Here is a 25,981-nt window from a genome sequence, read left to right as displayed (position 1 = left end):
AATAAATATAGGAGTCGTAAGATGTCCAAAATTAGCAACAAAAAAACTAGTGATAACAAAACAACGAAAAATGACTTTCAAAAAGGTTTCAAGCAAGGAATAGCTTCTTGGTTGATCCGAGAGCTGCTAGAGGCATTCTTCAATTAAATTTAGTCTATCAAATTGCAAAGGCTGATTAAGCCTTTGCACTCCAAATGACTATTCCAATATCACCCCAAAACACGGCGCATTTGAATTTTATAGACTAAAATATCATCTATATTGGAATTTGGCGCTGTTCGGGTGTTATATGCCATTTACAAAAGGTCATAAGCCAATGCGAAAAAGGCCAGTTTCTGATGCTGTGAAGCGATTAGAAGCAAGCAAAAAAGGTGCGGGTAAAATAGAGAGTAAAGCGCAGCTAAAACACATCTTGGCTAATGCGAATCGAGGTGAGACAGCTGAGAGAAACGTTGCATTAATTTGGTTTTTGTTCGGCTCGCTAACGCGCATTGGTGAGACTTGCCATCTTAAAGTTAAAGATGTATTTACTCATTCAGGGGAGCTTAAATCAATTTTCAGAATGAAAGCTAAGTACACCAAAACAGGTCAAAGTCGTGATTGCGCTTTAGTATTAAAACAGCAACGTAAGGCAATTTGGTCGTGGCGCGACAAGCGCATAGCGGATAAAGCCATGTTATCAAGTGATGGTAGTTATGGTGGTTTAAATGGCGACAGCCCTTTATTTTTAGCTAGAAGCGGGAAGCGCTGGGTAACTCTGTCGTTTAACGTAAAAAGGTATCAAACCAAAGACGGGCAAAAAGAAACGCTAGTCTGTAGCAGTATGGAGAATTACGTTAGAAACCTGTTTAAGAGCTGCGGCTTCAAACAAGGCTCAAGCCACTCAGGGAGAAAAAGCACAGCCAGCTTACTGTCTGACGCAGGCGTGCCGTATGACGTTATACAAATGGCAATAGGCCACGTAAGTGATGGCATGACCGACACATACATAATACCTGATCCACAAAAATTAACTGATGCGCTAAACGATTTATATAAAACAATACCACAATTAGGAATTTGCAAAAAATGAAATACAAGATTGTCACAGCTAACAACCTACTTTCTTTGGAGGGAAATGAAGCTCTAGAGTCTAGAACGTTAGAAAATCGCGTAAACAGGTCACAAGTAGATGGGTGGAAGCTTTATGGGGCTCCATATCATTTCATTGAAGACAGTAAAACGATCCACGCTCAAGCAATGATTATGGAGAGCTCCAAGTGACCGGCACAATTATGAAAAACCTACTCTCTGTGTTTACTTTTATAATCTTTATACTACTAGGCTATTATTTTTTGCGTGAAGGCTTATTTAGCGGCTCTGAGTTCATTGCATTTGTCACTCTTGGTTTGGTGGTCACTCTTTTGATAAAGCTAGTAGACCAAATCGAGTCTTTTTCTATTGGGGGAAATGAAGTAAAGCTATCAAAAGAAAACGAAAAAGCGGAGAGGAATATAGCAAGATTGAAAGAAATTGCTGACGCATTGGTCGACTCACTCATAATACCACTTCCGACAATGGCAGACTCACCGCAAGACCTTGCTTATGATACTGGCCTTAACTTCGTTAAAATTTATGAAATAACATCGTCGCTCAATACTCAAGCAGATAAGCCAATCTCCCACCAAAAAATAGAAAGAGCTTTAAGAGATTATTTGACTGGAACAACTCTGAACATACAGAGTCAAGCAATGTATACAACTAATGATCCACTTCCAGATCCATCTATGGTGTTAAATAAATTTAGTAGCACAAAACAGCGAGAGGGTATTAAGAATAGTAAAGCTTTTGAGTTATATAAGAATAAGCTTTACCCTATTTACATTAACTCAGCTAAGAAAAGTTAGTATTGGAAAACAATGAAAACTCCAAAGCACGAACGGGTGAAAGAAATTTTAAGTAGAGTGAATGCCGCTCCACCCGCACATGACAGAAACTCAGCTCATAAGCTGGTCAAAGATATATTAGAAGATGTAGAAAATACGTTTACATCATTGCCACAAAACCACCCAGATAGAATGCGTTTTTTTTCGCTTGGAATCGACATTTGGCAGGATGAAGACAAAAACCCAACTCATGTAAAGCTTAATGATTACAGAGCATATATTTACGATAATGGTTCAATTGTCATTGAGCGAATATCAGAAAACAGAATCATTTTAGATAAACCTGGTCTTTAAAAAACAATATTGGATTAACAGCGAGGGATTAAAAATGGAAATTGGGAGCGTCTATAGCCATGCACAAGGCGGCTTTGCTGTAACAATAGTACAAGTTAACAGCTTACAAGTTAAAGTGAAGCGGGATGATACAGAAGAAGAGTATTTTGTATCTATTGATGAATTTAACGAACACTATGTAACGTTAATATAAGAGTTACAGATTCTACAACCCAGCGTTGGAATACGTACCATTGCTTATGCAGTATTTACTACGCAAACAGGAAACTTTCCAGCTTTTGTTAGCACAGTGATGATCTGTGATTTGGTAAAACGTGATTTTTCTTAGTTAGCCTCCAGCTTTAATGAGTGCAGAATCATTTTATGGGAAAGTGGCAGCCCAGATTAGGCTATCCTTAACACAATTGAAGGTTCGCTACTCATTTATTTAGCTAAAGGGGTGTAACCCCCTTAACCCATCGCCGCGTAAAGCGTCTCCTACCCTAACGGCTTACCAGTATTTTGCTTCAGTAATAGCAATCGCCGGGTAAAGCGCCTCCCACCCTAACGGTTTACCAGTATTTTACTTCAGTAATAGCAATCGCCGCGTAAAGCGTCTCCTACCCTAACGGTTTACCAGTATATTGCTTCAGTAATAGCAATCGCCGCGTAAAGCGCCTCCCACTCTAACGGTTTATCAATACTTTGCTTCAGCAATACCCATCGCCGCGTAAAGCGGCTCCTACTCTGACGGTTTACCAGTATTTTGCTTGTGCGATAGCTTCGAGTAGTCCGCTAATATCTGCGGCATACACTTCGCCAATATTACCGATCCTAAAGCAATCTGCGTTTGATACTTTGCCGGGGTAAATCACATATCCTTTTTGCTTCAATGCTTCATAAAAGCGCTTAAACTCATAGCTTTCGTCACTTGGTGAATAAAAAGAAGTGATAATAGGTGAGTGCATGGCTTCTGGTAACAAGGCTTCAAAACCAAGAGCTTTCATGCCGCTAACGAGTTGTTTTTGATTTTCGCTGTAACGCTTAAATCGCGCAGAAACGCCTCCCTCTTGCGCCAATTCTTCTAGTGCTTTGGCAAAAGCCCTGACAACATGTGTTGGCGAGGTAAAACGCCATTTACCATGATGATTTTCCATGGTTTTCCACTGGGCGTGAAGATCCAGCGAGAGTGAACGTGCTTGTCCTTCAGAGGCAACCAGCAGCGCCGTTTTTGCGATCACAAAGCCAAAACCTGGAACACCTTGAATACACTTATTTGCTGAGCTAATGAGGATATCAATTTGCCACTCGTGCATATCCATCTCAATGCCGCCAAAACTGCTCATGGCATCAAGGATCATTACTTTATTGTGATGTTTCGCAAGCTCAGCTACGCGCTTAGCCGGGTTCAGCATCCCCGTTGTAGTTTCGCAGTGTACCATTGCTACGTGGGTGATCTCAGGGTGTTGCTCAAGCGCTTGTGAGATCTGCTCAAGTTGCGGCAATTCGGTTTCAACAAAGTTGAGCGCTATCACATTAATATTTAGATAATTGGCTATCTCAATAATACGCGCACCATAAGCACCGTTATTGATAACCAGTAAAGTGCCAGACTTAGGAGTAAAAGTCCCAATAGCCGCCTCTACACTTGCTGTACCACTGCCCTGCATTAAGGTTGCGCTGTAGTCACTGCGATACTGCGGATCTGCAACCGCAATTTCACAAAGCTGCTTGCGAATAACTTGCACCACACCTTGGTTATATTCATCATCCCAAGTGCACCAGTCTTTCAACATGGCTTCTTTCACGGTGTGAGAGGTACTAAGTGGGCCTGGCGTCAGGAGTAAATAATCGTTGTTCATAACTTGCCTCTAAACTGGTCTATACCAGATTATTTAACCGAGTTTAGGTGACAACGGCATGACAGTTTTATGAAACTAAAATTGATGTAGTAATGAAGTTCAGTGAAACCTCGCCTTTACCCTAAATGGCAAAGGCGAAGAGAAGCAACAGAGGCTCTGGTTGTTATCCCGAGTTTAGGTTATTTAACCTGAACTCAGGATAAGAAGTTAGTTAATATTTATAACCGTTTGGATTATTGCTTTGCCAGCGCCATGTATCTTGCATCATGGCATCCAATCCACGCTCTGCATGCCAGCCTAATTCGGATTTGGCTTTTTCAGGCGCAGCATAACAGGCGGCAATATCACCATCGCGACGCGGCTTAATATCATAGGGTATAGCTTTGCCTGCAGCCTTTTCAAACGCGGTAACCATCTCAAGTACCGAGTAGCCATTGCCGGTACCTAAGTTATAGATATGTGTGCCTGCTGCTACTGCGATTTTCTCAAGCGCTTTTAAATGGCCAATAGCTAGATCAACCACATGAATGTAATCTCTCACGCCCGTACCGTCTTTGGTGTCATAGTCGTTACCAAATACGCCTAAACTCGCCAGCTTACCAACAGCAACCTGTGAGATGTAGGGCAATAAGTTATTGGGAATACCATTGGGGTCTTCACCAATTAGTCCCGACTCGTGTGCGCCCACTGGATTAAAGTAACGCAAAATAGCAAAGGCCCAGCGCGGGTCTGATTTAGCGACATCCTGTAATACTATTTCAACCATCAACTTTGACGTACCATAAGGATTGGTTGTGCCACCAACTGGGAAATCTTCACGAATAGGAAGGCTGGCAGGATCTCCATATACCGTCGCTGACGAGCTAAAAACAAGCTTAAATACATTAGCGTCACGCATTGCATCAAGGAGCGTTAACGTACCTTGGACGTTGTTTTGATAATACTCGATTGGCTTTTGAACCGACTCTCCTACGGCTTTTAAGCCTGCAAAGTGGATCACTTCATCAATATCATATTGCGCAAATACACTATCAAGAAATGCCTTATCAAGAATATCACCTTGATGGAATGCAGCTTCCTTTCCTACTATCTCAGCGACTCTATTTAATGAAGTCTGCTGAGAATTGCTTAGATTATCTACGACCACTACCTTTTTGCCTTGCTGTAGCAGCTCTAATACAGTGTGAGAGCCAATATAGCCTGCGCCACCTGTTACGAGAATCGTCATATCTATTCCTACGGTTGTTATCTATGTATTGCGTTTAACATGCAATTTAATGTATCGCTATCAGTCTTCGCTGTGGCATACAAATGCCAGCTTGTTATCAAAAAAGCTCAAGCGAGAAATTGAAGTCTGACAGTAACTTCTTAAGTTTCTTAATAAGTGGACTTTTTTAGGCGCATTTAAATCTCGGTAATAAATTTTATTATCTAGTGCATACGCCACTTTATTATCATCCAACCAGGTATAATCTTGCACTTGACTGGGAAGAGCAAAAAATCGCTGAATATGATCGCTCTCTCTGTGGTAGGTTGCGAACCACATCAAGCCATTGACTTGATAAGTAAAAGCAAATACGTCACGCGCACGGTTGTAAGACAAAGTTCGACCAATATCTTCGGCAAGTATTTGTGGTAAATGACCGTTAATATCTGTGTATTGTAAGGTATGCGGAGCACTTTCAGTCGCACCTAAAATAAACATAATCAGATCTTGGTTGCTCCCCCAAGCATGATATCCAACAGGTTCAATGTGCTCAAAAACACGACTTGGTTTTGTAGCCTGATCAAACGGATAAAACCACAGTTTTTGCTTACCGGATCCCTCAACCACAATCGTCGTTAACCCTTCCCCATTCGGGTGTAATGTGGGCGAATATTCGGAGACAGGGGATTGCGTGAGGTTGGTTGTGTTTTGGCTTTGAAAATCGTAGAAAAACAGATCCGTTTGACTATTGCCATCAGCGCTAACTTCCGCGGTGTAGTAAACCCCAGAATCAGTCACTAGCGGCTGATTAAAATATGCGGTGTTTTCGGTAATTGGTTTAGCACTGAAATATTCACCTAATTCAGCTAGCCAAATTTGGCTTTTGGGCATGGCTGAATAAGCCGGTAAACAGGACGCGAAAGCGAATAGACAAACTGCGAGCTTCACACGCATTGAAATGGGCATGGACGTTCCTTTGATTTTTCATTGTAGTTATATCACCCCGCTATGATACCCAACACTCGCCCTCAAGCAAAGCTTGCCAAAAACTTTGCTTCGCGTAACATCGAATTAACGGATGATGAAAGCTAAGGCAGATTTATGTCAGACAAACACCCTATTATCGCCATTACTGGTAGTTCAGGCGCAGGCACTACAACAACGACAAGCGCGATAAAACACATATTCCGCAGTCTTAATACCAAAGCCGCCTATGTCGAAGGCGATAGCTTTCATCGCTACACTCGCCCTGAAATGGATAAATTGCGTCGCGAAGCGCTGCAAGAAGGTAAGCACATTAGCTACTTTGGTGAAGAAGCCAATGACTTCGGCGCATTAGAAAGTCTGTTCAAAAGCTATGGCGAAACCGGCAATGGCAAAGTCCGTCGCTACCTTCATACGTTTGACGATGCCGTACCATTTAATCAGCTACCGGGCACTTTTACTCCTTATCAAGAGCTAGAACAAAACACCGATATGCTGTTTTATGAGGGGCTGCACGGCGGTGTCGTGACCCCCGAATATGATGTGGCCAGCAATGTTGATTTATTGATTGGCATGGTGCCTATCATCAACCTTGAATGGATCCAAAAGCTCATTCGCGATACCAATGAGCGCGGCCACTCCAAAGAAGCGGTCATGACGTCAATTGTGCGCTCAATGGATGACTACATTAATCACATCACCCCGCAGTTTTCTCGCACGCACATTAACTTTCAACGCGTGCCCACCGTAGATACTTCTAACCCATTCAGTGCTAAAGACATACCATCATTAGACGAAAGCTTTGTGGTTATTCGCTTTCGTGGCATCGAAGATGTTAACTTCCCTTACTACTTACAAATGATTGAGGGCAGCTTTATGTCTCGTGTAAACACGTTAGTTGTGCCGGGCGGAAAAATGGGATTGGCAATGGAGTTGGTGCTGACTCCACTTATCAAAGAATTATTAATAAAGAAACGCGCCCTTGAGAATATGGCACCAGTCGATTTACCGATTTAACCCAGCTTATGTTTTGATAAGGAATAATAGCTTCCTTGCATCGCTCCATATCACACTTTACACTGACGCCTTTTAGGGCATCACGAGTAGTTGTTATATGGACGTGCTTACCATTTTAGTGGGGTCTAAAAACCCAGTAAAAATCAATGCTGCAAAAACCATCTTTGCGCAGTACTTTCCCAATGCAAAAATTGACTGTCAGGGTATCTCAGCGCCGAGTCTCGTTGCGGATCAGCCTTTAGGTGAACAAGCCACCCGCGAAGGCGCAGAGAATCGTGTTACTTACTTACAGCAACATCATCAAGCGGATTTTTATTGTGCCATGGAAGGAGGCGCTGCCAAATTTGAATATGGTGCAGCTACTTTTGCTTATGTCGTCATTGCGGATAACCGTCGTAGGAGTGTCGGCCGTAGTTGTAATTTGCCTCTTCCGGCGTCGGTGTACACACGTCTTGAACAAGGTGAAGAGCTAGGACATGTAATGGACGACCTGTTCAACACCACCAATATCAAGCAGCAAGGCGGTGCGATCGGTTTATTAACCAACCATCTTGCCACCAGAGAAAGTAGCTACACGCAAGCCTTATTACTCGCGATGGCACCCTTTAATCACCCAGAGATGTATTTATAATGCCGAACTATACACATATTTTATTTGATGCGGATGAAACCTTATTTAGCTTTAATGCCAAACTTGGATTACAAACGCTGTTTACTCAATATGACGTTGTGTTCACTGACGAGGACTACGAAGAATATAACAGCTTGAATGCGCCACTTTGGGTGCAGTATCAAAATGGTGAAATTGACGCAAAAACACTTCAGGTAACGCGTTTTAGCCGCTGGGCTGAAAAACTTAATGTTGCGCCTGAATCGCTCAATGCGGGATTCTTGGCAGCGATGGCAGAAATTTGCCAACCGCTACCGGGTGCAAAAGCATTACTCGACAGCCTGAAAGGCCAATGTACTTTGGCTATTATTACCAACGGATTTGCCGCGCTTCAGCAAAAAAGATTGGAACATACCGGCCTTGTGGATCGTTTTTCTGAAGTGGTGATCTCTGAGTTGGTGGGTAAAGCCAAGCCAGATCCGAGTATTTTTGCGCATACGTTAGCGCTGTTGGGGAATCCCGATAAATCCAAAGTATTAATGGTTGGCGACACGCCAGCGAGTGACATTTTAGGCGCAAACCGCTTTGGGATTGATAGCTGTTGGTTAAAGCATGATGGCAAAGTCTGCCCCGAGCATATCAAGCCAACCTATACCGTAGAGTCTCTTAGAGAGTTGCAAGCGATTTTAATGGGGTAATGCCCTGTACAATTGTGTGGGGGTAAGGCGACCTTTCGGGGTTTAAAAAGCTCGCCGTGAAAATCGGCTCCTACCAAAGAAAGCTCGCCGAGACAATCGACTCCTACCAAAGGTAAACCTGAGTAGGAGCAAGTTTACCTTGCGAGCTCTTAAAGCTGCTGAAGATGCGCCGCGAAAATCAGCTCCTACCAAAGGTAGACCTGAGTAAGAGCAAGTTTACCTTACGGACTTAAAAGCTCGCCGAATAAATCGGCTCCTACCAAACGTAGAGCTGAGTAGGAGCAAGTTTACCTTGCGGATTATTAAAAGCTCGCCGAGTAAATCGACTCCTACCAAAGAAAGCTCGCCGATTAAATTGGCTCCTGCCAAAAGTAGAGCTGAGTAGGAGCAAGTTTACCTTGCGATCTCTTAAAGCTTTTGAAGATGCGCCGTGAAAGCCGGCGCTTATTAAGTGATTAAAGTGCTGAGCGCTGTCTTAACACTTCAAATAGACATACACCGGTCGCAACCGATACATTTAAGCTAGACACGCTACCTACCATCGGGATCTTAACCAGTTCATCGCAATGCTCTCGAGTTAAACGGCGCATGCCATCACCTTCAGCGCCCATTACAATGGCCATAGGCCCAGTCAGGTTTGCATCAAAAACAGCTGTATCGGTTTCACCTGCCGTACCCACAACCCACACGCCGGCTTCTTTAATATCACGCAATGTGCGAGCAAGGTTGGTTACTTGGATAAGCGGAACCGTTTCTGCAGCGCCACACGCTACTTTTCTTGCAGTGCCGTTTAGCTTTGCAGACTTATCCTTTGGTACGATCACACCATGTACACCTGCTGCATCAGCACTGCGCAGACATGCACCCAAGTTATGAGGATCCGTTACCCCATCAAGTACCAAGAAAAATGGTGTGGTTTCTCTTTGAATGATCTCATCAAGATCTTTTTCATTGTATGCGCGCGCCGCTTTAACATTGGCAATAATGCCCTGATGTTGCTCACCATTCGCTTTGTTATCAAGCGCTTTACGCTGCATAAACTGCACTGAAATACCAAACTTTCGGGCATCGTTTACGACTTGATTCAAACGCTTATCTTCACGTCCCTTTAGTGCATAAATTTCTAAAAAGCGCTCCGGCGCGTTATTCAAAATGGCTTCGATTGAATGAAAGCCAAAAATTAATTCGTTACTCACGTTAAAGCTCCCGCTTTATAATCTATTGCGCTTTTTTGCTGCGATTTCTTTCATTTTTACCTGGGCGTTTTGCTTTGCCCTTTGCCGCTTTGGCTTTTTTACTCGCCGATTTCTTCTTCGACTTCAGCGTGCCTGCCTTTTTCGCCTGTTTGAGCTCCCCTTTAGGGGTCGTTCTTTTGCGCTTTTTGGCTTTGTCATCGCCTTTATTATCTTTATCGCGACCAGACGTTTCACCGTCACGGCGCTTAGCTCCTGGGATTTTACCCGTTTTTAGCTGCTCACGAACACTACTTGCTGTGCTTTTCGGCGATTTTCGACGCCTTGAATAGCGATCTGAAAGACCTTCTTCAGCCAAAGCTAAGTTGATGCGGCGATCGTCCAAGCTAACTGAAGCAACCACAACGGTAAGTTTATCGCCGAGTCTAAACACCGTACGACTATGCTCGCCAATCAAACATTGCTTTGCACCATCAAAGTGGAAGTACTCATGCCCTAAATTGCTAACATGGATCATCCCGTCAATCTGCAGGTCGTCCAACCTCACAAATAATCCAAAGTTGGTGACCGATGAGATCACACCGGTAAATTCATCGCCAACATGATCTTGCATAAATTCACATTTAAGCCAATCAGCAACTTCACGAGTGGCGTCATCAGCGCGGCGCTCTGTCATTGAGCACTGCTCACCCAGTTGTTTCACTTCATCTTCATTGTAGATGTAAGCGCCATTCACTGGCTGTTGCTGTTGTTGCAAAATACCTTTGATAGCACGGTGTACCACCAGATCCGGATAGCGGCGAATTGGTGAGGTAAAGTGTGCATACGCTTTTAAGGCCAAACCAAAGTGGCCAATATTTTCTGGCTGATATACCGCTTGCTTCATTGAGCGCAGTAGCATGGTTTGGATCAATTCTTTTTCAGGGCGGTCACCCAGTGACTCGATCGCTTGCGTCAACTCCTCAGGCGAAGGGTCATTGGGCAGTTGGCTTTCGATACCCAAGTCTTGCAAGAATTGTCTAAATTGGCTCAACCTTTCAGGATCTGGCTCATCATGAACACGGTACAAGCTATGGGCTTCGTGTTTTTCCAATAATTTTGCTGCTGACACGTTCGCCAAGATCATACACTCTTCAATCAGCTTGTGAGCGTCGTTACGAACCACAGGCACAATAGAGTCAATCTTCCGATGGGCATTAAATACAAAGCGCGTTTCTAAAGTTTCAAACTCAATCGCGCCACGCTCCTGCCTTGCAGCCTTCAGCGCCATATACATGTTATGGAGCTCACTAAGATGAGGCACAAGAGGCTGATAATCGGCTCTGAGCTTTTCGTCACCTTGTAAAATCGCATGGACTTTGGTGTAAGTAAGACGAGCGTGAGAGTTCATCACGGCTTCGTAAAAACGGTAGCCAGACAAACGACCCGCTTCGGACACGGTCATTTCCGCAACCATACATAAACGGTCTACCTTAGGATTCAATGAGCATAAACCGTTCGATAGCACTTTAGGCAGCATTGGCACAACTTGCTCAGGGAAGTACACCGAGTTACCACGTTCAATCGCTTCTTTGTCAAGCGCAGTGCCTTTGCCTACATAATGAGACACATCCGCAATAGCAACCCATAAACGCCAACCACCTGACTTTTTACGCTCACAATACACGGCGTCATCAAAGTCACGGGCGTCTTCACCATCTATGGTCACTAACGGTAAATCACGCAGGTCAACGCGGCCTTGTTTGGCAGACTCTTCAACAAACTCACCAAGGTTTGCAACTTGTGCTTCTACCTCACTTGGCCACTCATGAGGAATGTCATGATTGCGAAGTGCCACCTCAATTTCCATACCCGGTGCCATATGATCGCCAAGCACCTCAAGTACTTTACCCATTGCATTCATTTGTTTGCTAGGGCTTTGAGTGATCTCTACCTGCACCATTTGATTATGACGAGCACCATTTTCTTGGCCAGGTACGATGATGATATCTTGAGTAATGCGAGGATCTTCTGGCACCACAACTGCCATGCCAAACTCAACAAAATAACGACCGACGACTGGCGCACGCTCTTTTTCAAGTACCCGTACAATGCGCGCTTCCACCTTACCACCTGAGCCTCGACTGCCAGCCTTCGCTAACACCCAATCGCCATGCAGCACACGCTCCATTTGATACTTAGTGATAAACCAATCTTTGGGTTCGCCTTCGACTTCTAAAAAGCCAAAGCCGTCACGATGTCCAACAACGCGGCCTTTGACTAGACCATCATCACTTGGAATGGTGTAACACTTAAATTTATTGAAGTGCAGTTGACCGTCTCGCTCCATTGCGCGCAAACGGCGTTTAAGCGCAATTTGACGTTCTTCGTCTTGCACTTTTAAATCGTTACACAATTGAGAGAAAGAAGGTGGTTTGGCCGCGCTTTTAATGTGTTCTAAGATAAATTCGCGACTAGGTACTGGATTGTCGTATTTTTGCTGTTCTCTATCGAGATAGGGATCCTGTTTTGGCATTACTGTCTTGTTAAATAAGCTATGCTGTTATTTTAACCCAAAATAGCCTAATGACCTAGGCCAAGATCGATGAATCTTTTTATGCAGATAGATTAACCACTGGATTTGATACTGACTCCAATGTTGAAATTTGAGCGTGAAGCTCTAATAAACGCTCAACCGAGCGTCTAGCAAGCAGCGCAAGTGCGTCCCAATCGACTTGCTCTTCAGAGTAACTCAGCTGTACTGTTGCTGCTTGAACAAGCTCTGCAAAATTCACCATGCCAAGCTCCAGCGCTTCGTTTTCAATGTAGGCTAGTTTATCAACGGCTAAATCAGTTACATTTAACTCTGTGAGTCCTTTAATTTGCGCAATCTCATATTCAAACCTGTCTGCTAAATACATTAACTTCGTTGCCAACACACCTGAGCTTTCCCGGTTCGCAAGGTCCATAAATCTTGACTGATCAATTAACGTTTTACATTCTAAACGCGATGTTGTTTTTACAGTCGCACATTCAAGTGATGCATATAAACGGCTCGGCAAGACCGGCTTAGTTAAGCAGTCCTGCATGCCAGCCCGGAGGCATCGTCTTTTCAATTCAGGATCGCCATCACCCGTTAACGCTACAACCTTTACGCTTGAGGTAAAACCAATTTCGTTGAATCCCTCTTTAAACCACTCAAGGCCATTACCATCAGGTAAGCGCATATCCAGCAGAACAATATCGAAATTATGTTCTAATAGCGCAACTTCGGCTTCTGCTAAGCACTTAGCAATAGAGAACTCACTCACCATATCGTTTAAATAGGTACTGATCACATCAATATTCATGGCGTTATCTTCAACAACAAGCACATTGAGCGCCAGCTTCTCTGTATTAAACTCTGTGCTCTGTAACGGTGAATCACTACACTGACAATCTAGCTCAAAGCTAAACACAGTGCCGGTACCAAGCTTGCTGTCGACGTTAAGTTCAGAATCTAGCCCTTGCAATAGCTGCTTGCATAATGCCAACCCAAACCCAGCACTTTGCGAGATGGATTGCTCATTGTTTAACGTCACAAAAGGTTCGAAGATCTTTTCCATTTGTCCTTCAGTCAGCCCTTTACCTGTATCTTTGATAGCAAAGCGAATTGTTTGCTTATCCTCATCACGACTTGTTCCTTCTAGGATCAGTGTAATGACACCTTTATCTGTATACTTAATCGCGTTCGAAAGCAGATTTCTGAGTACTAAAGACAGTGTATCTTGCTCAATAACATGTACATCTTGCGGATACAGACCTTTAACCTCCACCCTTAAGTTCAATCCTTTAGCCAACGCCAGCGGCTGTAAGAGGCGGATTAACTCTTGCGAGAGACTATAAAGCGAAACAGGTACGCGATTTTGCGCAGCATACTCCCCTTTTGCTTGCAGCAATACCTGATTAGCTAAATCTGACATCGACATCGCAGCATGGACGATAACATCGCATAATTCAGCATGACGATTTGGCTCTCGCGGTACTTTTTTCAGCGATTCAGCATGACCCACAATGGCATTTAGTGGTGTTCTTAATTCGTGACTTAATAACGTTAAAAATTGTCCCTTGACTTGTGCTGAGTGCTCAGCAGCAGTTTTTAATAGGTATAGTTCTTTTTCACGTCGACCACTACATAGTAAGCATAAAGAGAAACACAGCAGCAGTGGCATCGTACTAACAGTAACAGCAAAGAACTGGTTAACCCAATTTGCTGAAACAAGACTATCTGTCACTGAATAGCCACCAAGCATGACCACTCTAAAAGTAAATACCGCCAGTAAGCTCAAGCACGATAGGCCAAACGCCCAATGTGCCACATTAAATTCCTTCGATAATAATTTTTGGCCTTTATTTAATGCCCGTAGACAGTAAATCATCGCCATCGCCCAAACTAAATAGTTAATCGCAACGCGAGCTATAAAATTAAAATCTACGTACAAAAAGTAAGTAAAACTTGGAATGCCTAGTGTGGCTAGTATATACCAGGGCATATAACTGCTTTTCACACTAAAAAACGCGTCAACACCACGAGCCAGATAAAAAAGCCCAAATGCAATGGTAAGGTTTGGAATAAAAATAGAGACCGTAATGGGAAGTGAATATGCAGCTAATAAACCACAGCCAATTGCAGTGAGCACAATGAAAATAAGCCAATCTCGCGTACCGGGAAGAGCTTTATTAATACACCAATTCACTGCCATAAAGACTGAGCAAATCACAGTCGTTATTGCGGTAACTTGAATAAGCACTTTTGGATCCATCATCACACTCAAAATAATACATTATCATTACTTTTGGAATAGCGCAGTATATTACTGCGTCCGATCATTTTGAAGTACTAAGTAAATATAAGCTATTACAGTTGGTTACAGCCATCCTTTTTGCTTAGCAATCCTAGCTGCATCTACTCGATTTGTCGCATGTAATTTCGCGATGGCGTCGGATAAATAGTTCCTTACCGTACCCTCACTCAAAAATAGCCGCCCTGCAATTTCGGCTGTTTTCAACCCTTCGCTCGCCAAACGTAGCGCCTTACGCTCTTTATCAGTAAGTGGGTCTGCGTCTTCAAGCGCATATAAAGCAAGCTCAGGGTCGATGACCTTTTGTCCTTTCATTACCTTTTTCAGCGTTGATAGCAAGTACTCACTTGGGGCTTCTTTTAATACAAAGCCATTTACTCCTAAGGCGATCGCACGACGAATATAGCCCGCCTTAGAAAAGGTCGTCATGATAACCACTTTTGTGTCTGGCATTTTTTGTTGTAAGTGCTGAGCAAGCTCAAGACCAGTAACTTGTGGCATTTCAATATCCGTTAGCACGATATCAGGCGTTAACTTAGCTAATTCTGCTTTTGCAATTTCACCATTCTCAGCTTCACCTACCACTTCAATGTCTCTATCTAGATTTAGTAATGCTGCTATTGCTCCCCTAACTAATGCTTGATCTTCAACAATAAACACTCTGATCATACGTTATCCCCTATTACCGCCTTAAAATATCCGCCTTGTTCCGTGCTATACAATAACTGACCACCGCATTCTTTCAATCGGGTACGAATACCCACTAAGCCATTCCCTTCTTTTATGGACTTTATAGAGCCATTATCTTTAATTTCCACAAAGACATTACTATCAGTTTGCCTTAGTGTGAAACTAACCTTATCGGCGTCGCTGTGGCGAATAATATTAGTGCATACTTCTTTAGCAAAAAAGCACAAGCAGGCTTCGCTTACTTTATCTAAAGTGACCGCCTGCAATTCAAGCGTTACTGCAATGCCCTTATCTTTTAGCCTCGATGCCAAAATGTGCAGCTGAGCATCAAGCGCTAGCTGATGGTAGCCGGTGACCGCTTGGCGCACTTCGCTTAGTGCTTCTCTCGCTAAGTCTGCAACCTGCTGCGCTTCTGATTGCGCTTGCTCTAGTGCATTTGCAGCGGCAAATTTGCTCGCCAACTCTGCTTTCAACGCTATTGAGCTAAGCGAATGGCCGAGTAAATCATGTAGGTCGCGCGCAATACGCTCTCGCTCAGCGACGGCCCCCAAACGTTTAATTTCCTCTTCGCTTTGACGCTGTAACTCACGGTGAACCCGTTCTCGGTGAGACATCCAACCAAAAATAAAGAGTCCGCATGCCACACATAAGGCAGGCATCAAAAAGTAAACCGTTTGCTGTGTGGCAACATATTTGGCAGTCAGTAACACCAGAACGACAATGATAAACATCGCAATGACTTTATAGCGAGGGAGCAAATTAAAACCGCAAAAAAAAGCAATAAAGCCAAATAATGAACTCGTCCCGGTCGTCACCCAACTACCTGCAACACAAAGCCCTGCCATCAGCACTAAATTCATCACCAACGCATTGCCCGTTTTTGTAATACTCTGCCAATAGAGCAGGACAAAACTAAGGTACACAACAACTTGCAACGCAATATTAACTGCGCTCAATTGCGCCCAATTAAATATCAATGGGAAAAAATAAAAGGTTGAAAATATAAGGGGTCCGGCATTCCAAAATGAGCGCCGTTTCTCAACTAGGGTAAATTCTGTGGTTATGGACACAAGCTTCTCTGATTCACTCTTTTTATTATTATTTACGTTTAAGCGCAGAATGTTGAGTGACAAGTGTCAACAATCTTGTCATCTCAAAGCGATTAAATGATAGACTGCTAAAAAACAGTTCTAATATTCAATATGCGCCCACAACAATCCGCTTTGCTCTCGCTCCATAGTGCCGTTTTATTATTTGGTGGAACAGCATTATTTTCAAAATTAATTTCACTCTCAGCACTGGATATCACCGTTTACCGTACCGCCGTAGCCTTTGTTGTGCTGCTACTGTTACTCAAAATACAACGGCAACCGATAAAATTAATACACAAAAAAGATTATCTAACGGCTTTAGTTCTTGGTGTCATCGTTGGGCTCCATTGGGTGACTTACTTTGCAGGCATGCAAATGGCGGGTATTGCGGTTGGGATCATTGCCTTTTTCACCTACCCAGTGATCACCGTTTTTTTAGAGCCGCTCTTCACTCGCAGCCGCGTGCAAATAAAGGACTTTATCAGTGCGAGTGCAGTGTTATTTGGTATCTATCTGTTAGTACCAGAAGCGAACCTTGGCAACCAAGTTACCTTGGGGATTATTACGGGCGTATTCTCGGGCGCACTCTTTGCGCTGCGAAACTTGCTCCAAAAGCGCTTCTTTTCTCACTATAGCGGCCCACACACAATGCTTTACCAAACGCTTGTTGCATGCCTCATGCTGTTAGCATTTGTGGAAGTGCCAATTCAGCAAGTTTCCACAGAAAACCTCTGGTTAATCTTACTTGCAGGAGCAATATTTACGGCAATTCCACACGCCTTGTTTGCCTCCAGTCTACGTTATTTATCTGCCACCACTGCAGGATTAATTTCTTGTTTACAGCCATTGTATGGAACACTATTAGCTTATATTCTGTTACACGAGACGTTGACACTTACAACATTACTAGGCGGGTTGTTGGTAGTTAGTGCAGCCTGTTTTGAAACTTGGTCTATTACAAGGAAAAAAGCATGATTCAAGTCCTAGCGCATCGTGGAGCCAGTGGCAGCTATCCAGAAAATACACTTGCTGCAATAGAAGCAGCTCTGCATATTGGCGTTGATGGTATTGAGTTGGATGTGCAAAGTTGCGCGGATGATTACGCCATTATCCATGACACTTGGCTGGACAGAACGACCAATGGCGTGGGCAGAGTCAATGAGCAAACTCAAGCCTACTTGGCCACACTTGATGCCGGTAAAGGGCAGTCAATTCCAACGCTACAACAGGTGTTTGCCACCATAGGTAAGCAGACAGATATCAATTTAGAGCTAAAACACACTTTTGGCTTAGATAAGTTTGTGACCTATATAGAAGACCATATTCAACAGGGGATGATCACAAGAGAGCAGTTACTCATCTCTTCTTTTGACCATCACCAACTATTGTGGCTGAAGCAAAAGTTACCTTGGGTGAGAATTGGCGCGTTAACGGCTTCTATTCCAGTTCATTATGCTCAATTTGCCGAATCGCTCCATGCCTACAGCATCCATATGGACAAAAACTTTATTAATCATGAATATGTACTAGACGCAAAATCTCGCGGACTAAAGGTATTTGCTTATACGGTCGATAAACAACAAGACATAGATATGATGCTAGATTTCGGGGTGGATGGTATTTTCACCAACTTTCCATGCCAAACCAAAATGTATTTACAGGGCATTGGTGCTTACGCCACCCCAACTGAGTAACTGCTTGATCGCTTTAGCATTGTTATTCCATTTAGCTCATCTATACTGAGACAAATAAAGTGGCACAATGATGAGCCCAATATGAGTTTATATATGCGCATTTATAATTTTTTAGAAGAGACATTTTTCTTTACCTTAACTCGAAAGATTGTTGGTAACTTAGGTTTTTTATTTCTCTTTCAAGCAATTAGTTTATTTTGGCTGTATTCAGAGCTATCTCAGTCTGGCGCGAATATGGGAGCATTTTGGTTGATCACTATTGTGATCCTTGCCGCTTTTGCGTTTACCGTCTTTTATATGCGCTTTTTAATTGTGCGGCCAGTGCAGGCAATGAAAGACTCATTGGAACGTGTTAACCGCCAAGACGGTAACTTAGATGCAAAACTACCACAGTTCACTTATGACGAGTTTAGAGACTTAAGCGAGCAGTATAACGCGTTTACTACCCACCTTAGTGCTCTGTTGGAAAAAACATACGAAAGCGCCGCTGCAGCAACACAAAGCAACCGCGATATCACCAGCTCAATGCAAAGTACAGCCAAATATGGACAACAACAGCTGAGCCAAGGTGACACGATTATTGCCGCTTCCGATCAGGTCAGCCACAGTTTACAAAGTATTGTGCACAATACCGATCAGGTTTATCAGGCCAATACCGAAAGCTTGCACTTTGTTCGCGGCTCATCTCAGTCGTTAACTAAGCTCGTTGCTGAAGTAAAACAAATTACCACACTACTTGGTAATTTCTCATCGACGGTTTCAGGCCTGAAAGAAAATAGCGAGAACATTCGCAACATTCTAAAAATGGTTGAAGAGTTTTCCGACCAAACCAATTTGCTGGCGCTCAATGCAGCAATCGAAGCAGCTCGAGCAGGTGAAGCGGGGCGTGGCTTTGCAGTGGTTGCCGATGAAGTTCGTGCGCTGTCGGTCAAGGTCAATGCTGCTACTCGCCAGATCAGCGATTTTATCAACCAAATGAACGTGCTGGTCGGTGAAACCAATCAAGAATCAGAACAGTTGATTTCTCACTCAAGTTCAGCAGAGAAAGCTATTAGCGATACCTCTAAAGGTTTTATTTCGATGAGTGATGACTTTGAGCGCAATCAAGCACAATTAGAAGAGATTGTTAGTGCGGTGCACCAACTGGAAGAAACACAAAAACATACTCACCAAGCAGTGCAACAAATTGTCGAACTGGGTCAGCAATCTAAATCACAAATTGATGGCGCGTTAGCTGAATGCCAAAGTGCTCAAAAGCTCACAGAAACTACTCAAAAAGAACTTACTCGCTTTGTTTCGCGGCGTTAAGCCCGCGAAACATCAAATGTGAGTACTTCGCTGATGCTAGCTTTATTTAACGCCAGCATGACTAGTCTATCGATACCAAGTGCAACACCAGCACAGTCGGGGACGCCTGCGTCGAGTGCAGCCAGTAAACGCTCATCAGCTGGCACCGGATGCAATCCCATCTCAGCTCTGAGCCGATTATCTTGCTCAAAACGCGCCCTTTGCTCTACCGCATCCGTCAGTTCATTAAATCCGTTAGCCAACTCCATATTGCGATAATAGAGCTCAAAACGCCCAGCAACACGATTGTCTTTCGGGTTAAGTTTTGCCAGTGCAGCTTGCGATGCAGGAAAATGATAAACAAAACAAGGCTTTTGCTGACCTATTTTAGGCTCAATTTCCATGCAAAATAGCAACTGCAGTAAAGTATCTGGATTACTCTCGATGGCTGCAATATCACCATAACCGTATTTGTTGGCATGCGCTTTTAATTCCGCTAGCGACACGCTCAAAGGGTCAAACCCAAGGTATGTCTCAAAGGCTTGCTGGTAAGTCATCGAGTCACTAGCTGGACAATCCAATAACATCCGCATCAGCTCATCGATTTCCGCCATTAAGTCAAACTCGTCAAAGCCCGGACGATACCACTCTAACATCGTAAATTCTGGATTGTGATGACGCCCTGACTCTTCGTTACGAAAAGCTTTACATAATTGGAAAATCGCACCACTGCCGGCGGCAAGTAGTCTTTTCATCGCATACTCGGGTGACGTTTGTAAAAATAAAGGCAAGCCTTGGCTGTGGTTTGGGCCAACAAATCGAGTATGGAAAGTATCTAAGTGAGGATCAGTCACCGAGGTTTGAGAAAGACTTGGCGTATCGACTTCCATCACATCACGAGCAGCAAAAAAATGCCGTATCTTCGCTAAAATCGCAGCCCTTTGCCTAAGCGTCTCTATTGTTGCACTTGGCTGCCAATTGTTCACCGTCATTGTTTACTCCAAAAAAATCCCAGCAACATGCTGGGATTTATTAAACATCGTAAATTGCTTTACGCTATTATTTTACGCGGCTTACGTATTCGCCACTACGCGTATCAACTTTGATCACTTCACCAATTTGAACAAACAAAGGAACACGAACAACAGCACCTGTGCTTAGCGTTGCAGGCTTACCACCAGTACCCGCGGTGTCGCCTTTCAGGCCTGGATCGGTTTCTGTGATCTCAAGTTCAACAAAGTTAGGTGGTGTTACTGCGATTGGATTACCATTCCACAGTGTGATAGTACAAACGTCATTTTCAACCAACCATTTTACGCTATCGCCTACTGCTTTTTCATCAGCTGCGATCTGCTCAAATGTTTCGTTGTTCATGAAATGCCAGAACTCACCGTCAGTGTATAAATACGCTAGATCAGTATCCATTACGTCTGCGCCTTCCACTGAGTCACCAGACTTAAATGTTTTCTCTAGTACTTTACCTGAGATAAGTTTACGGATTTTAACGCGGTTAAACGCTTGTCCTTTACCAGGCTTGACCATTTCATTTTCTAAGATAGAACAAGGCTCGCCATCCATCATAATTTTTAGGCCGCCCTTGAACTCGTTGGTGCTATAATTCGCCATCGTATCCTCTAATCTACGTATATTCGAGTAATTAACCTGCTAATGATACAAATAAATGAAGTAAATTTGCAGACTAACTGGCAAAAAGAATTAGCAAATGTTGTCACTGACCCACAAGAGCTGCTCAACATCTTGGGGTTGCATGACCAATTTGATGCACGAGACTTTGCAGCTAAGCGCTTGTTTCCTATGCGAGTACCTCGCCCATTTATCGCTAAAATGCGCCACGGAGATCGTCATGATCCCTTGCTATTACAAGTGTTACCTGTACATCAGGAATATTTAACTGAAGCGGGATTTAGTAAAGATCCACTAGAAGAACAAGACGCACCTGTACCTGGTTTGTTACATAAGTACCGATCTAGGGTATTACTCATGCTCAAAACTGGTTGTGCGGTCAACTGCCGCTACTGTTTTCGACGCCACTTCCCCTATCAGGATAATCAGGTCAACAAACGGAGCTTAGAGCCAGTATTTGAGTATTTACGCGCTCATCCTGAAATCAATGAGGTGATCTTAAGCGGCGGTGATCCGCTGATGGCCAAAGATAACATGATAGCTTGGGTGCTAGAACAATTAGAGGCTATACCACAAATCAAACGTTTACGTATTCACAGCCGCTTACCGGTAGTGATCCCAGCGAGAGTAACCGAGGAATTGTGCCAACGTTTAGCACAGAGTCATTTAAAGGTGATTTTGGTAAACCACATTAATCATGCAAATGAAATCGATGATACTTTTAAAGCCGCAATGCAAAGGCTTAAACAAGCCAATGTGACCTTGCTAAACCAAGCTGTGTTACTTAAAGGAATTAATAACGATGTTGCAACCCAAGCCCAATTGAGTGAAGCACTATTCGATGCAGATATACTGCCTTATTATTTGCATTTACTCGATAAGGTAGAAGGCGCTAGTCATTTTGATGTAGAAGAACGTGAAGCCAAGGCGATAATGGCTGAACTTTTGGAAGTACTACCGGGATTCTTGGTGCCCAAATTAGTGCGAGAGATTGGCGGTCAGCCAAGTAAAACGCCGATTGACCTAGGTTTACTCGGTTAAGAGCGCAAAAAATCGGTGCTAATGACCCTAGCACCGATTGCGTTGCACATATCTATCGGACATGCCGAAGACAACGTGCCATCAGACATAAGCTTACGCGTATGTATTGATGTTGTTGCCTAGCGTTGCTGTCACTGATTTAGCTGGCGTTTGTGCTGCTGCACTGCTGCCCGCAGATTCAATTAAAGCAAGCGCGGCTTGTCCATCTGCTTTCTGTTGCTTTTTTGCCAAAACGGCGCTGTATACTTCACCGCTTTGACCAGCTCCAGACATCGCAGGTAGGTTACTTCCGGAAATATTCATAAGTGATTACCTAACTTTTTGATGGATCAGATTAGTTATCGACTAACGAAGTCAGACCTTTAGTATTATTTTTAAAAATATTTAGAATAAAAAGAGGTGAATAACTGGCCTGTATAACGAAACATTTAGTCCTCCATTGGAGCTACTGTAACTTCTAAGCCATCCAATTCGCTAGTCATAATAATTTGGCATGAAAGTCTCGAATTGGCTTGCTGTGCTTCCAATCCAGACAATAACTCTGACTCTTCTTGGTGCTTATCTACAAGTTTATCTAACCATTTCTTATCTACATAAACATGGCAAGTTGCACACGAACGTATGCCTCCGCACACTCCCTCAATTTCTTCAAAGTCATTCTCGTTTAAGACTTCCATCAAGATCTCACCCTCTCTCACAGAAATTGATGAATGTTGACCCTCTACATCTGTAACAATAACGTTAGGCATTTTCACCCTCTAACTTTTAGTTAATAAAAATACAGCACAACATTAGCGCTTAAATAGCAAAGGAGATAGGTGTAACTTTTTGCAGTTTTCATTTCCTAAATAGAATGGCAACATGAAAAAAAATTTTCCCAGAGATTATTGATGAATAAAGCAAATCGCTTTCTTATTATTGGTGCCGGACAAGCAGCCTCGCAACTAGCTTTGAGTTTGAGGAAAGAGGGCTGGCAAGGGGATATCACAATGCTTGCAGTGGAGGCTACTAGTCTATATCAAAAGCCTTTTCTATCTAAGAGTTATCTTACAGGGGAAAAATCCAGCGACGCTATCAGAATAAAGCCCCTTACTGCTTATCAAAAAAAAGGTATCGAAATCATTGATAATGCGCATGTAAGAAAGCTTGATAGACATAAAAAGCAAATTGAGCTGAGTAATGAACAACAGCTAGATTATGAAAAGTTAGCAATTTGTAGCGGCGCAACTCCTCGCCAGCTTACTATTCCAGGCAGCGACAAGCAGAATATTTTTTATCTTAATACGTTAACCGATGCTAATTTATTAAAGCAGTTTATAGCTCAACATCGACCTCAATCTGCTGTCGTGGTTGGAGGAGGATTTATCGGGTTAGAAGCAGCAAGCAGCCTGACCAAACTTGGTTTGAATGTAACCTTATTAGAACACGAAGAGCGAGTTCTCAATCGTGTTTGTTCCAAAAGCGTAGGCAAGTATTTAAGTGAAATACAAAAAGAAAATGGAGTTAAGATACTTACTCATAGTAAAGCTACTGAGTTTACCGGAGGCAAAAAAGTCGAAGGTGTGGTTACCGCTGCAGGACTGAAAGTAGATTGTGATCTTGTCCTAATTGGAATTGGAGTACAACCAAATACTCACATTGCAGAACAGGCAGAACTGAAAGTAGATAATGGTATTGCTACCGATGATAATGGCTTAACCAACGATCCCTGTATTTATGCTGCGGGAGATTGTGCTAGTCAATTTTCCACTGATATCGGCCAGTATATGCGTATAGAGTCAGTACAAAACGCGATATCAACTGCTAAAAGGATAGCAGCTCATGCTTGCAACCAACCAGAACCTAAATCTGAACTCCCTTGGTTTTGGTCAGATCAATTCGACACTAAGTTACAAATTGCTGGATTAGCTAGTAATTACACTCATACGATTGAGAGAGTTGAAAGCAATAAGCTATCACTATGGTACTTTTCTCACGAGAAACTTGTTGCAACCGAATGTATCAATCACCCCAGCGCTTTTATATTTGCTAAACAAGCCATAGTGAAAGGTCTAAGGCTTGAACAAGAGAAATTACAAAATAGTGAATATGCCCTAGCTGATACAGTCATAAAGCAATCTGAAAAAGAAATAGTTTAACGAGAAATAATTTATATGCGGCCTTCTATTTTGGTATTTGATTCAGGTGTTGGTGGGTTATCCATTGTTGCTGAACTAATGAAGCAAAATCCTTCACTTAATATAGATTATGTATTTGATCGTGACTACTTCCCTTACGGTAGTAAATCCGAAAGCGAACTAGTGCCACGTGTGATACAGATCCTCAGAGCTGCCATCGGTAAACGCCCCCCAGAAGCTATTGTTATTGCTTGCAATACCATTAGTACTATTGCTTTAACGCAACTACGCCAAGAATTCAAATTGCCAATTATCGGTGTTGTGCCTGCAATTAAGCCGGCCTCGACTATTAGTCTAAATAAATCATTTGTCGTGCTTGGTACCGAGCTCACTATCAATTCGAAGTACGTCAATACACTAATTGATAACTATGCGGCAAATTGTAATGTACAGCTATTTCCTTCCCAGCGATTAGTGATTGCAGCAGAAGAAAAAATAATGGGTAAGGCATCATATTTAAATGGGGTTGCAAAAGAGCTATCAGCAATCGCTCACACCATAAGCATTAATGATTGTGACGTAGTCGTCTTAGCCTGTACCCACTATCCTTTGCTACTTGAGGAAATTAGCACCATACTGCCAGCTCATATCAAGATTATTGACTCTGGAGAAGCTGTTGCCAACCGTGTCCAAGAGATATTGAGCAATATCTCCGAATTCACAAATAATACTTCTTTTCCTGGGGCATTGAGTATAAATGTGGTTGATTCGCTCCGTAGGCATGACATAGACCCACAGAGAATTGCTAATTTTTTATCGTGCCAAAGCTCCTTGAGTTATTTAGACATCATTGTCTAATTGTCTGCATTGATTCTTTTAAAGTGCTCTTGAAAGAAATCTAAAAAATAACGCAGTGATGTCGGGACATGATGTCGAGCAGGATACATGGCGTATAATGTTAAACTAGCCTTATTATACTCGGAAAGTATAGACACTACTTCACCGGATTCTAGTAGAGGTTTACAAACACTCTCTGGAATAAAACCTACACCTAATCCGTCCTTGATAAGCTCCATCATAAAGATAGTGCTATTAACTTTGAGCGAACCAGACACTGCCACTCCAGATCCCAGCGGCCAAACGCTTTTTTTTCTAAAGTAGCTGTAGATAAAACAGTTGTGCTTTTCAAGATCTTTGGGAACAGTAATCGGTGAGTGGGAATCTAGATATTCTCTAGATGCGACAACATGGTAGCGAAACTGAGTTAAACGCTTACCTATATAATTTGAATCAAATGCTGTACTTGCTGCACGTAACCCTATGTCAAATCCTTGCTCAATTAGGTCTACCGACTCATCACTTAAATATATATTTAACTCAATATGAGGATATAATTTCATAAATTCGCTAAATAACGGCGCTAAATCAGTCAGGCCAAGTGCCATCGGTACACTCACCTTGAGCTTCCCTGCAGGTCTATCTTGTAACAACTGAATATCGGATTGTGCTTCTTCCACTTCCTTCAAAATACTCTTGCATCGCTTTAAGTAGGCTTCGCCCAATGAGGTTAACCGTATGTGTCTAGTTGAACGATGGAAGAGCCGTACCCCTATATACTCTTCAAGTTTACTCAGCTCTTTACTCACTTTAGATTTTGATGTGTTGGCTTCATCTGCAACTGCTGTAAAGCTCCCTAATTCAGCTAGCCTGACAAAAATCTCCATTGCCCCCAACCTATCCATTGCAACCCCTTCCAACACTTCAATACAATTCGATAAATGTTAACAAAACAGAAAAAAGAAATAAACAATAAAAGAAGTATTTACAT

Annotated in this window: 26 protein-coding genes; 13 read left to right on the top strand and 13 right to left on the bottom strand. The window is 42.9% G+C overall.

From position 1 onward, the window contains the following. The first annotated feature begins 289 nt into the window (after positions 1–289). From L1D50_RS09650 to L1D50_RS09635, 4 genes are all read left to right on the top strand, one after another. Entirely contained in the window at positions 290–1,072 is a 783-nt protein-coding gene (locus tag L1D50_RS09650; RefSeq protein WP_138523606.1) for a site-specific integrase, read from the top strand. Between the two features lie 187 nt (positions 1,073–1,259). After that, the gene (locus L1D50_RS09645; protein ID WP_239965954.1) at positions 1,260–1,886 is read left to right on the top strand and encodes a hypothetical protein; all 627 of its coding nucleotides are present in this window, start codon (positions 1,260–1,262) and stop codon (positions 1,884–1,886) included. Between the two features lie 12 nt (positions 1,887–1,898). After that, the gene (locus tag L1D50_RS09640) at positions 1,899–2,219 is read left to right on the top strand and encodes a hypothetical protein (RefSeq protein ID WP_138523610.1); all 321 of its coding nucleotides are present in this window, start codon (positions 1,899–1,901) and stop codon (positions 2,217–2,219) included. 34 nt (positions 2,220–2,253) lie between these two features. Beyond that, on the top strand, positions 2,254–2,412 hold the full coding sequence (locus tag L1D50_RS09635; RefSeq protein ID WP_167815403.1) for a hypothetical protein: 159 nt from the start codon (positions 2,254–2,256) through the stop codon (positions 2,410–2,412). 541 nt (positions 2,413–2,953) lie between these two features. Here L1D50_RS09635 and phnW read toward each other — a convergent pair. The 3 genes from phnW to L1D50_RS09620 form a co-directional block, all read right to left on the bottom strand. Beyond that, positions 2,954–4,060: a 2-aminoethylphosphonate--pyruvate transaminase gene (gene phnW / locus L1D50_RS09630; protein ID WP_239965953.1), complete on the bottom strand. Its 1,107-nt coding sequence runs from the start codon at positions 4,058–4,060 to the stop codon at positions 2,954–2,956. A gap of 211 nt (positions 4,061–4,271) precedes the next feature. Beyond that, on the bottom strand, positions 4,272–5,288 hold the full coding sequence (gene galE / locus L1D50_RS09625; RefSeq protein WP_239965952.1) for a UDP-glucose 4-epimerase GalE: 1,017 nt from the start codon (positions 5,286–5,288) through the stop codon (positions 4,272–4,274). 60 nt (positions 5,289–5,348) lie between these two features. Then, a complete protein-coding gene (locus L1D50_RS09620) occupies positions 5,349–6,233 on the bottom strand; it encodes a hypothetical protein (RefSeq protein ID WP_239965951.1) in 885 nt (294 codons plus the stop codon). Positions 6,234–6,368: 135 nt separating this feature from the next. Here L1D50_RS09620 and L1D50_RS09615 point away from each other — a divergent pair, with 135 nt between their 5' ends. From L1D50_RS09615 to yjjG, 3 genes are all read left to right on the top strand, one after another. After that, positions 6,369–7,268: a phosphoribulokinase gene (locus L1D50_RS09615; RefSeq protein ID WP_128728799.1), complete on the top strand. Its 900-nt coding sequence runs from the start codon at positions 6,369–6,371 to the stop codon at positions 7,266–7,268. Positions 7,269–7,365: 97 nt separating this feature from the next. Next, a complete protein-coding gene (yjjX, locus tag L1D50_RS09610; protein ID WP_128728800.1) occupies positions 7,366–7,899 on the top strand; it encodes an inosine/xanthosine triphosphatase in 534 nt (177 codons plus the stop codon). Continuing rightward, a complete protein-coding gene (gene yjjG, locus L1D50_RS09605; RefSeq protein WP_128728801.1) occupies positions 7,899–8,576 on the top strand; it encodes a pyrimidine 5'-nucleotidase in 678 nt (225 codons plus the stop codon). The genes yjjX and yjjG overlap by 1 nt, the downstream gene beginning before the upstream one ends. Positions 8,577–9,031: 455 nt before the next feature. Here yjjG and rlmB read toward each other — a convergent pair whose 3' ends face one another. From rlmB to L1D50_RS09580, 5 genes are all read right to left on the bottom strand, one after another. Next, positions 9,032–9,772 carry a 23S rRNA (guanosine(2251)-2'-O)-methyltransferase RlmB gene (rlmB, locus tag L1D50_RS09600; protein ID WP_095729921.1) on the bottom strand — a complete coding sequence of 247 codons (741 nt, stop codon included), beginning with the start codon at positions 9,770–9,772 and terminating at the stop codon, positions 9,032–9,034. Positions 9,773–9,794: 22 nt separating this feature from the next. After that, positions 9,795–12,284 (bottom strand): ribonuclease R, encoded by a 2,490-nt coding sequence (gene rnr / locus L1D50_RS09595; protein WP_239965950.1) that lies wholly within the window; start codon positions 12,282–12,284, stop codon positions 9,795–9,797. A 79-nt stretch (positions 12,285–12,363) separates the two neighbouring features. Next, entirely contained in the window at positions 12,364–14,553 is a 2,190-nt protein-coding gene (locus L1D50_RS09590) for an ATP-binding protein (RefSeq protein WP_239965949.1), read from the bottom strand. Between the two features lie 102 nt (positions 14,554–14,655). Next, complete coding sequence (locus L1D50_RS09585) at positions 14,656–15,258, bottom strand: response regulator transcription factor (protein WP_128728803.1); 603 nt, start codon at positions 15,256–15,258, stop codon at positions 14,656–14,658. Beyond that, positions 15,255–16,235, bottom strand: coding sequence for a sensor histidine kinase (locus tag L1D50_RS09580; RefSeq protein ID WP_235956498.1), 981 nt, complete (start codon positions 16,233–16,235; stop codon positions 15,255–15,257). The genes L1D50_RS09585 and L1D50_RS09580 overlap by 4 nt, the downstream gene beginning before the upstream one ends. Positions 16,236–16,481: 246 nt before the next feature. Here L1D50_RS09580 and L1D50_RS09575 point away from each other — a divergent pair, with 246 nt between their 5' ends. The 3 genes from L1D50_RS09575 to L1D50_RS09565 all read left to right on the top strand — a co-directional run bounded on the left by L1D50_RS09575 (position 16,482) and on the right by L1D50_RS09565 (position 19,372). Continuing rightward, positions 16,482–17,345, top strand: a complete 864-nt coding sequence (locus tag L1D50_RS09575; RefSeq protein WP_128728805.1) for a DMT family transporter — start codon at positions 16,482–16,484, stop codon at positions 17,343–17,345. After that, positions 17,342–18,064 (top strand): glycerophosphodiester phosphodiesterase family protein, encoded by a 723-nt coding sequence (locus tag L1D50_RS09570; RefSeq protein WP_128728806.1) that lies wholly within the window; start codon positions 17,342–17,344, stop codon positions 18,062–18,064. Before L1D50_RS09575 ends, L1D50_RS09570 begins: the two co-directional genes overlap by 4 nt. 93 nt (positions 18,065–18,157) lie before the next feature. Further along, positions 18,158–19,372, top strand: a complete 1,215-nt coding sequence (locus tag L1D50_RS09565) for a methyl-accepting chemotaxis protein (protein WP_128728807.1) — start codon at positions 18,158–18,160, stop codon at positions 19,370–19,372. On the opposite strand, the gene epmA is transcribed toward L1D50_RS09565, so the two are convergent. Continuing rightward, on the bottom strand, positions 19,369–20,343 hold the full coding sequence (epmA, locus tag L1D50_RS09560) for an elongation factor P--(R)-beta-lysine ligase (RefSeq protein ID WP_128728808.1): 975 nt from the start codon (positions 20,341–20,343) through the stop codon (positions 19,369–19,371). The genes L1D50_RS09565 and epmA overlap by 4 nt on opposite strands. A 67-nt stretch (positions 20,344–20,410) precedes the next feature. Then, entirely contained in the window at positions 20,411–20,977 is a 567-nt protein-coding gene (efp, locus tag L1D50_RS09555) for an elongation factor P (RefSeq protein ID WP_010605834.1), read from the bottom strand. 42 nt (positions 20,978–21,019) lie between these two features. On the opposite strand from efp, the gene epmB reads away from it, so the two are divergent. Beyond that, complete coding sequence (gene epmB / locus L1D50_RS09550) at positions 21,020–22,036, top strand: EF-P beta-lysylation protein EpmB (RefSeq protein ID WP_239965948.1); 1,017 nt, start codon at positions 21,020–21,022, stop codon at positions 22,034–22,036. 93 nt (positions 22,037–22,129) lie between these two features. Here epmB and L1D50_RS09545 read toward each other — a convergent pair whose 3' ends face one another. Together L1D50_RS09545 and L1D50_RS09540 are read right to left on the bottom strand one after the other, a co-directional pair. Further along, on the bottom strand, positions 22,130–22,339 hold the full coding sequence (locus L1D50_RS09545) for a hypothetical protein (RefSeq protein WP_010368721.1): 210 nt from the start codon (positions 22,337–22,339) through the stop codon (positions 22,130–22,132). A 125-nt stretch (positions 22,340–22,464) separates the two neighbouring features. After that, complete coding sequence (locus L1D50_RS09540) at positions 22,465–22,785, bottom strand: 2Fe-2S iron-sulfur cluster-binding protein (protein ID WP_128728810.1); 321 nt, start codon at positions 22,783–22,785, stop codon at positions 22,465–22,467. Between the two features lie 141 nt (positions 22,786–22,926). On the opposite strand from L1D50_RS09540, the gene L1D50_RS09535 reads away from it, so the two are divergent. Together L1D50_RS09535 and murI are read left to right on the top strand one after the other, a co-directional pair. After that, complete coding sequence (locus L1D50_RS09535; RefSeq protein WP_128728811.1) at positions 22,927–24,174, top strand: FAD-dependent oxidoreductase; 1,248 nt, start codon at positions 22,927–22,929, stop codon at positions 24,172–24,174. Positions 24,175–24,189: 15 nt separating this feature from the next. Further along, entirely contained in the window at positions 24,190–25,011 is an 822-nt protein-coding gene (murI, locus tag L1D50_RS09530; RefSeq protein WP_128728812.1) for a glutamate racemase, read from the top strand. On the opposite strand, the gene L1D50_RS09525 is transcribed toward murI, so the two are convergent. After that, positions 25,008–25,895 carry a LysR family transcriptional regulator gene (locus tag L1D50_RS09525; RefSeq protein ID WP_128728813.1) on the bottom strand — a complete coding sequence of 296 codons (888 nt, stop codon included), beginning with the start codon at positions 25,893–25,895 and terminating at the stop codon, positions 25,008–25,010. The two genes, murI and L1D50_RS09525, sit on opposite strands and share 4 nt — an antisense overlap. Between the last annotated feature and the right edge of the window lie 86 nt (positions 25,896–25,981).

It is taken from the genome of Pseudoalteromonas sp. Isolate6 (assembly GCF_022398435.1).
GTDB lineage: Bacteria > Pseudomonadota > Gammaproteobacteria > Enterobacterales > Alteromonadaceae > Pseudoalteromonas > Pseudoalteromonas galatheae.
Note: the sequence above shows the minus strand (reverse complement) of the source record. Positions and strands in the feature narration are given on the sequence as shown.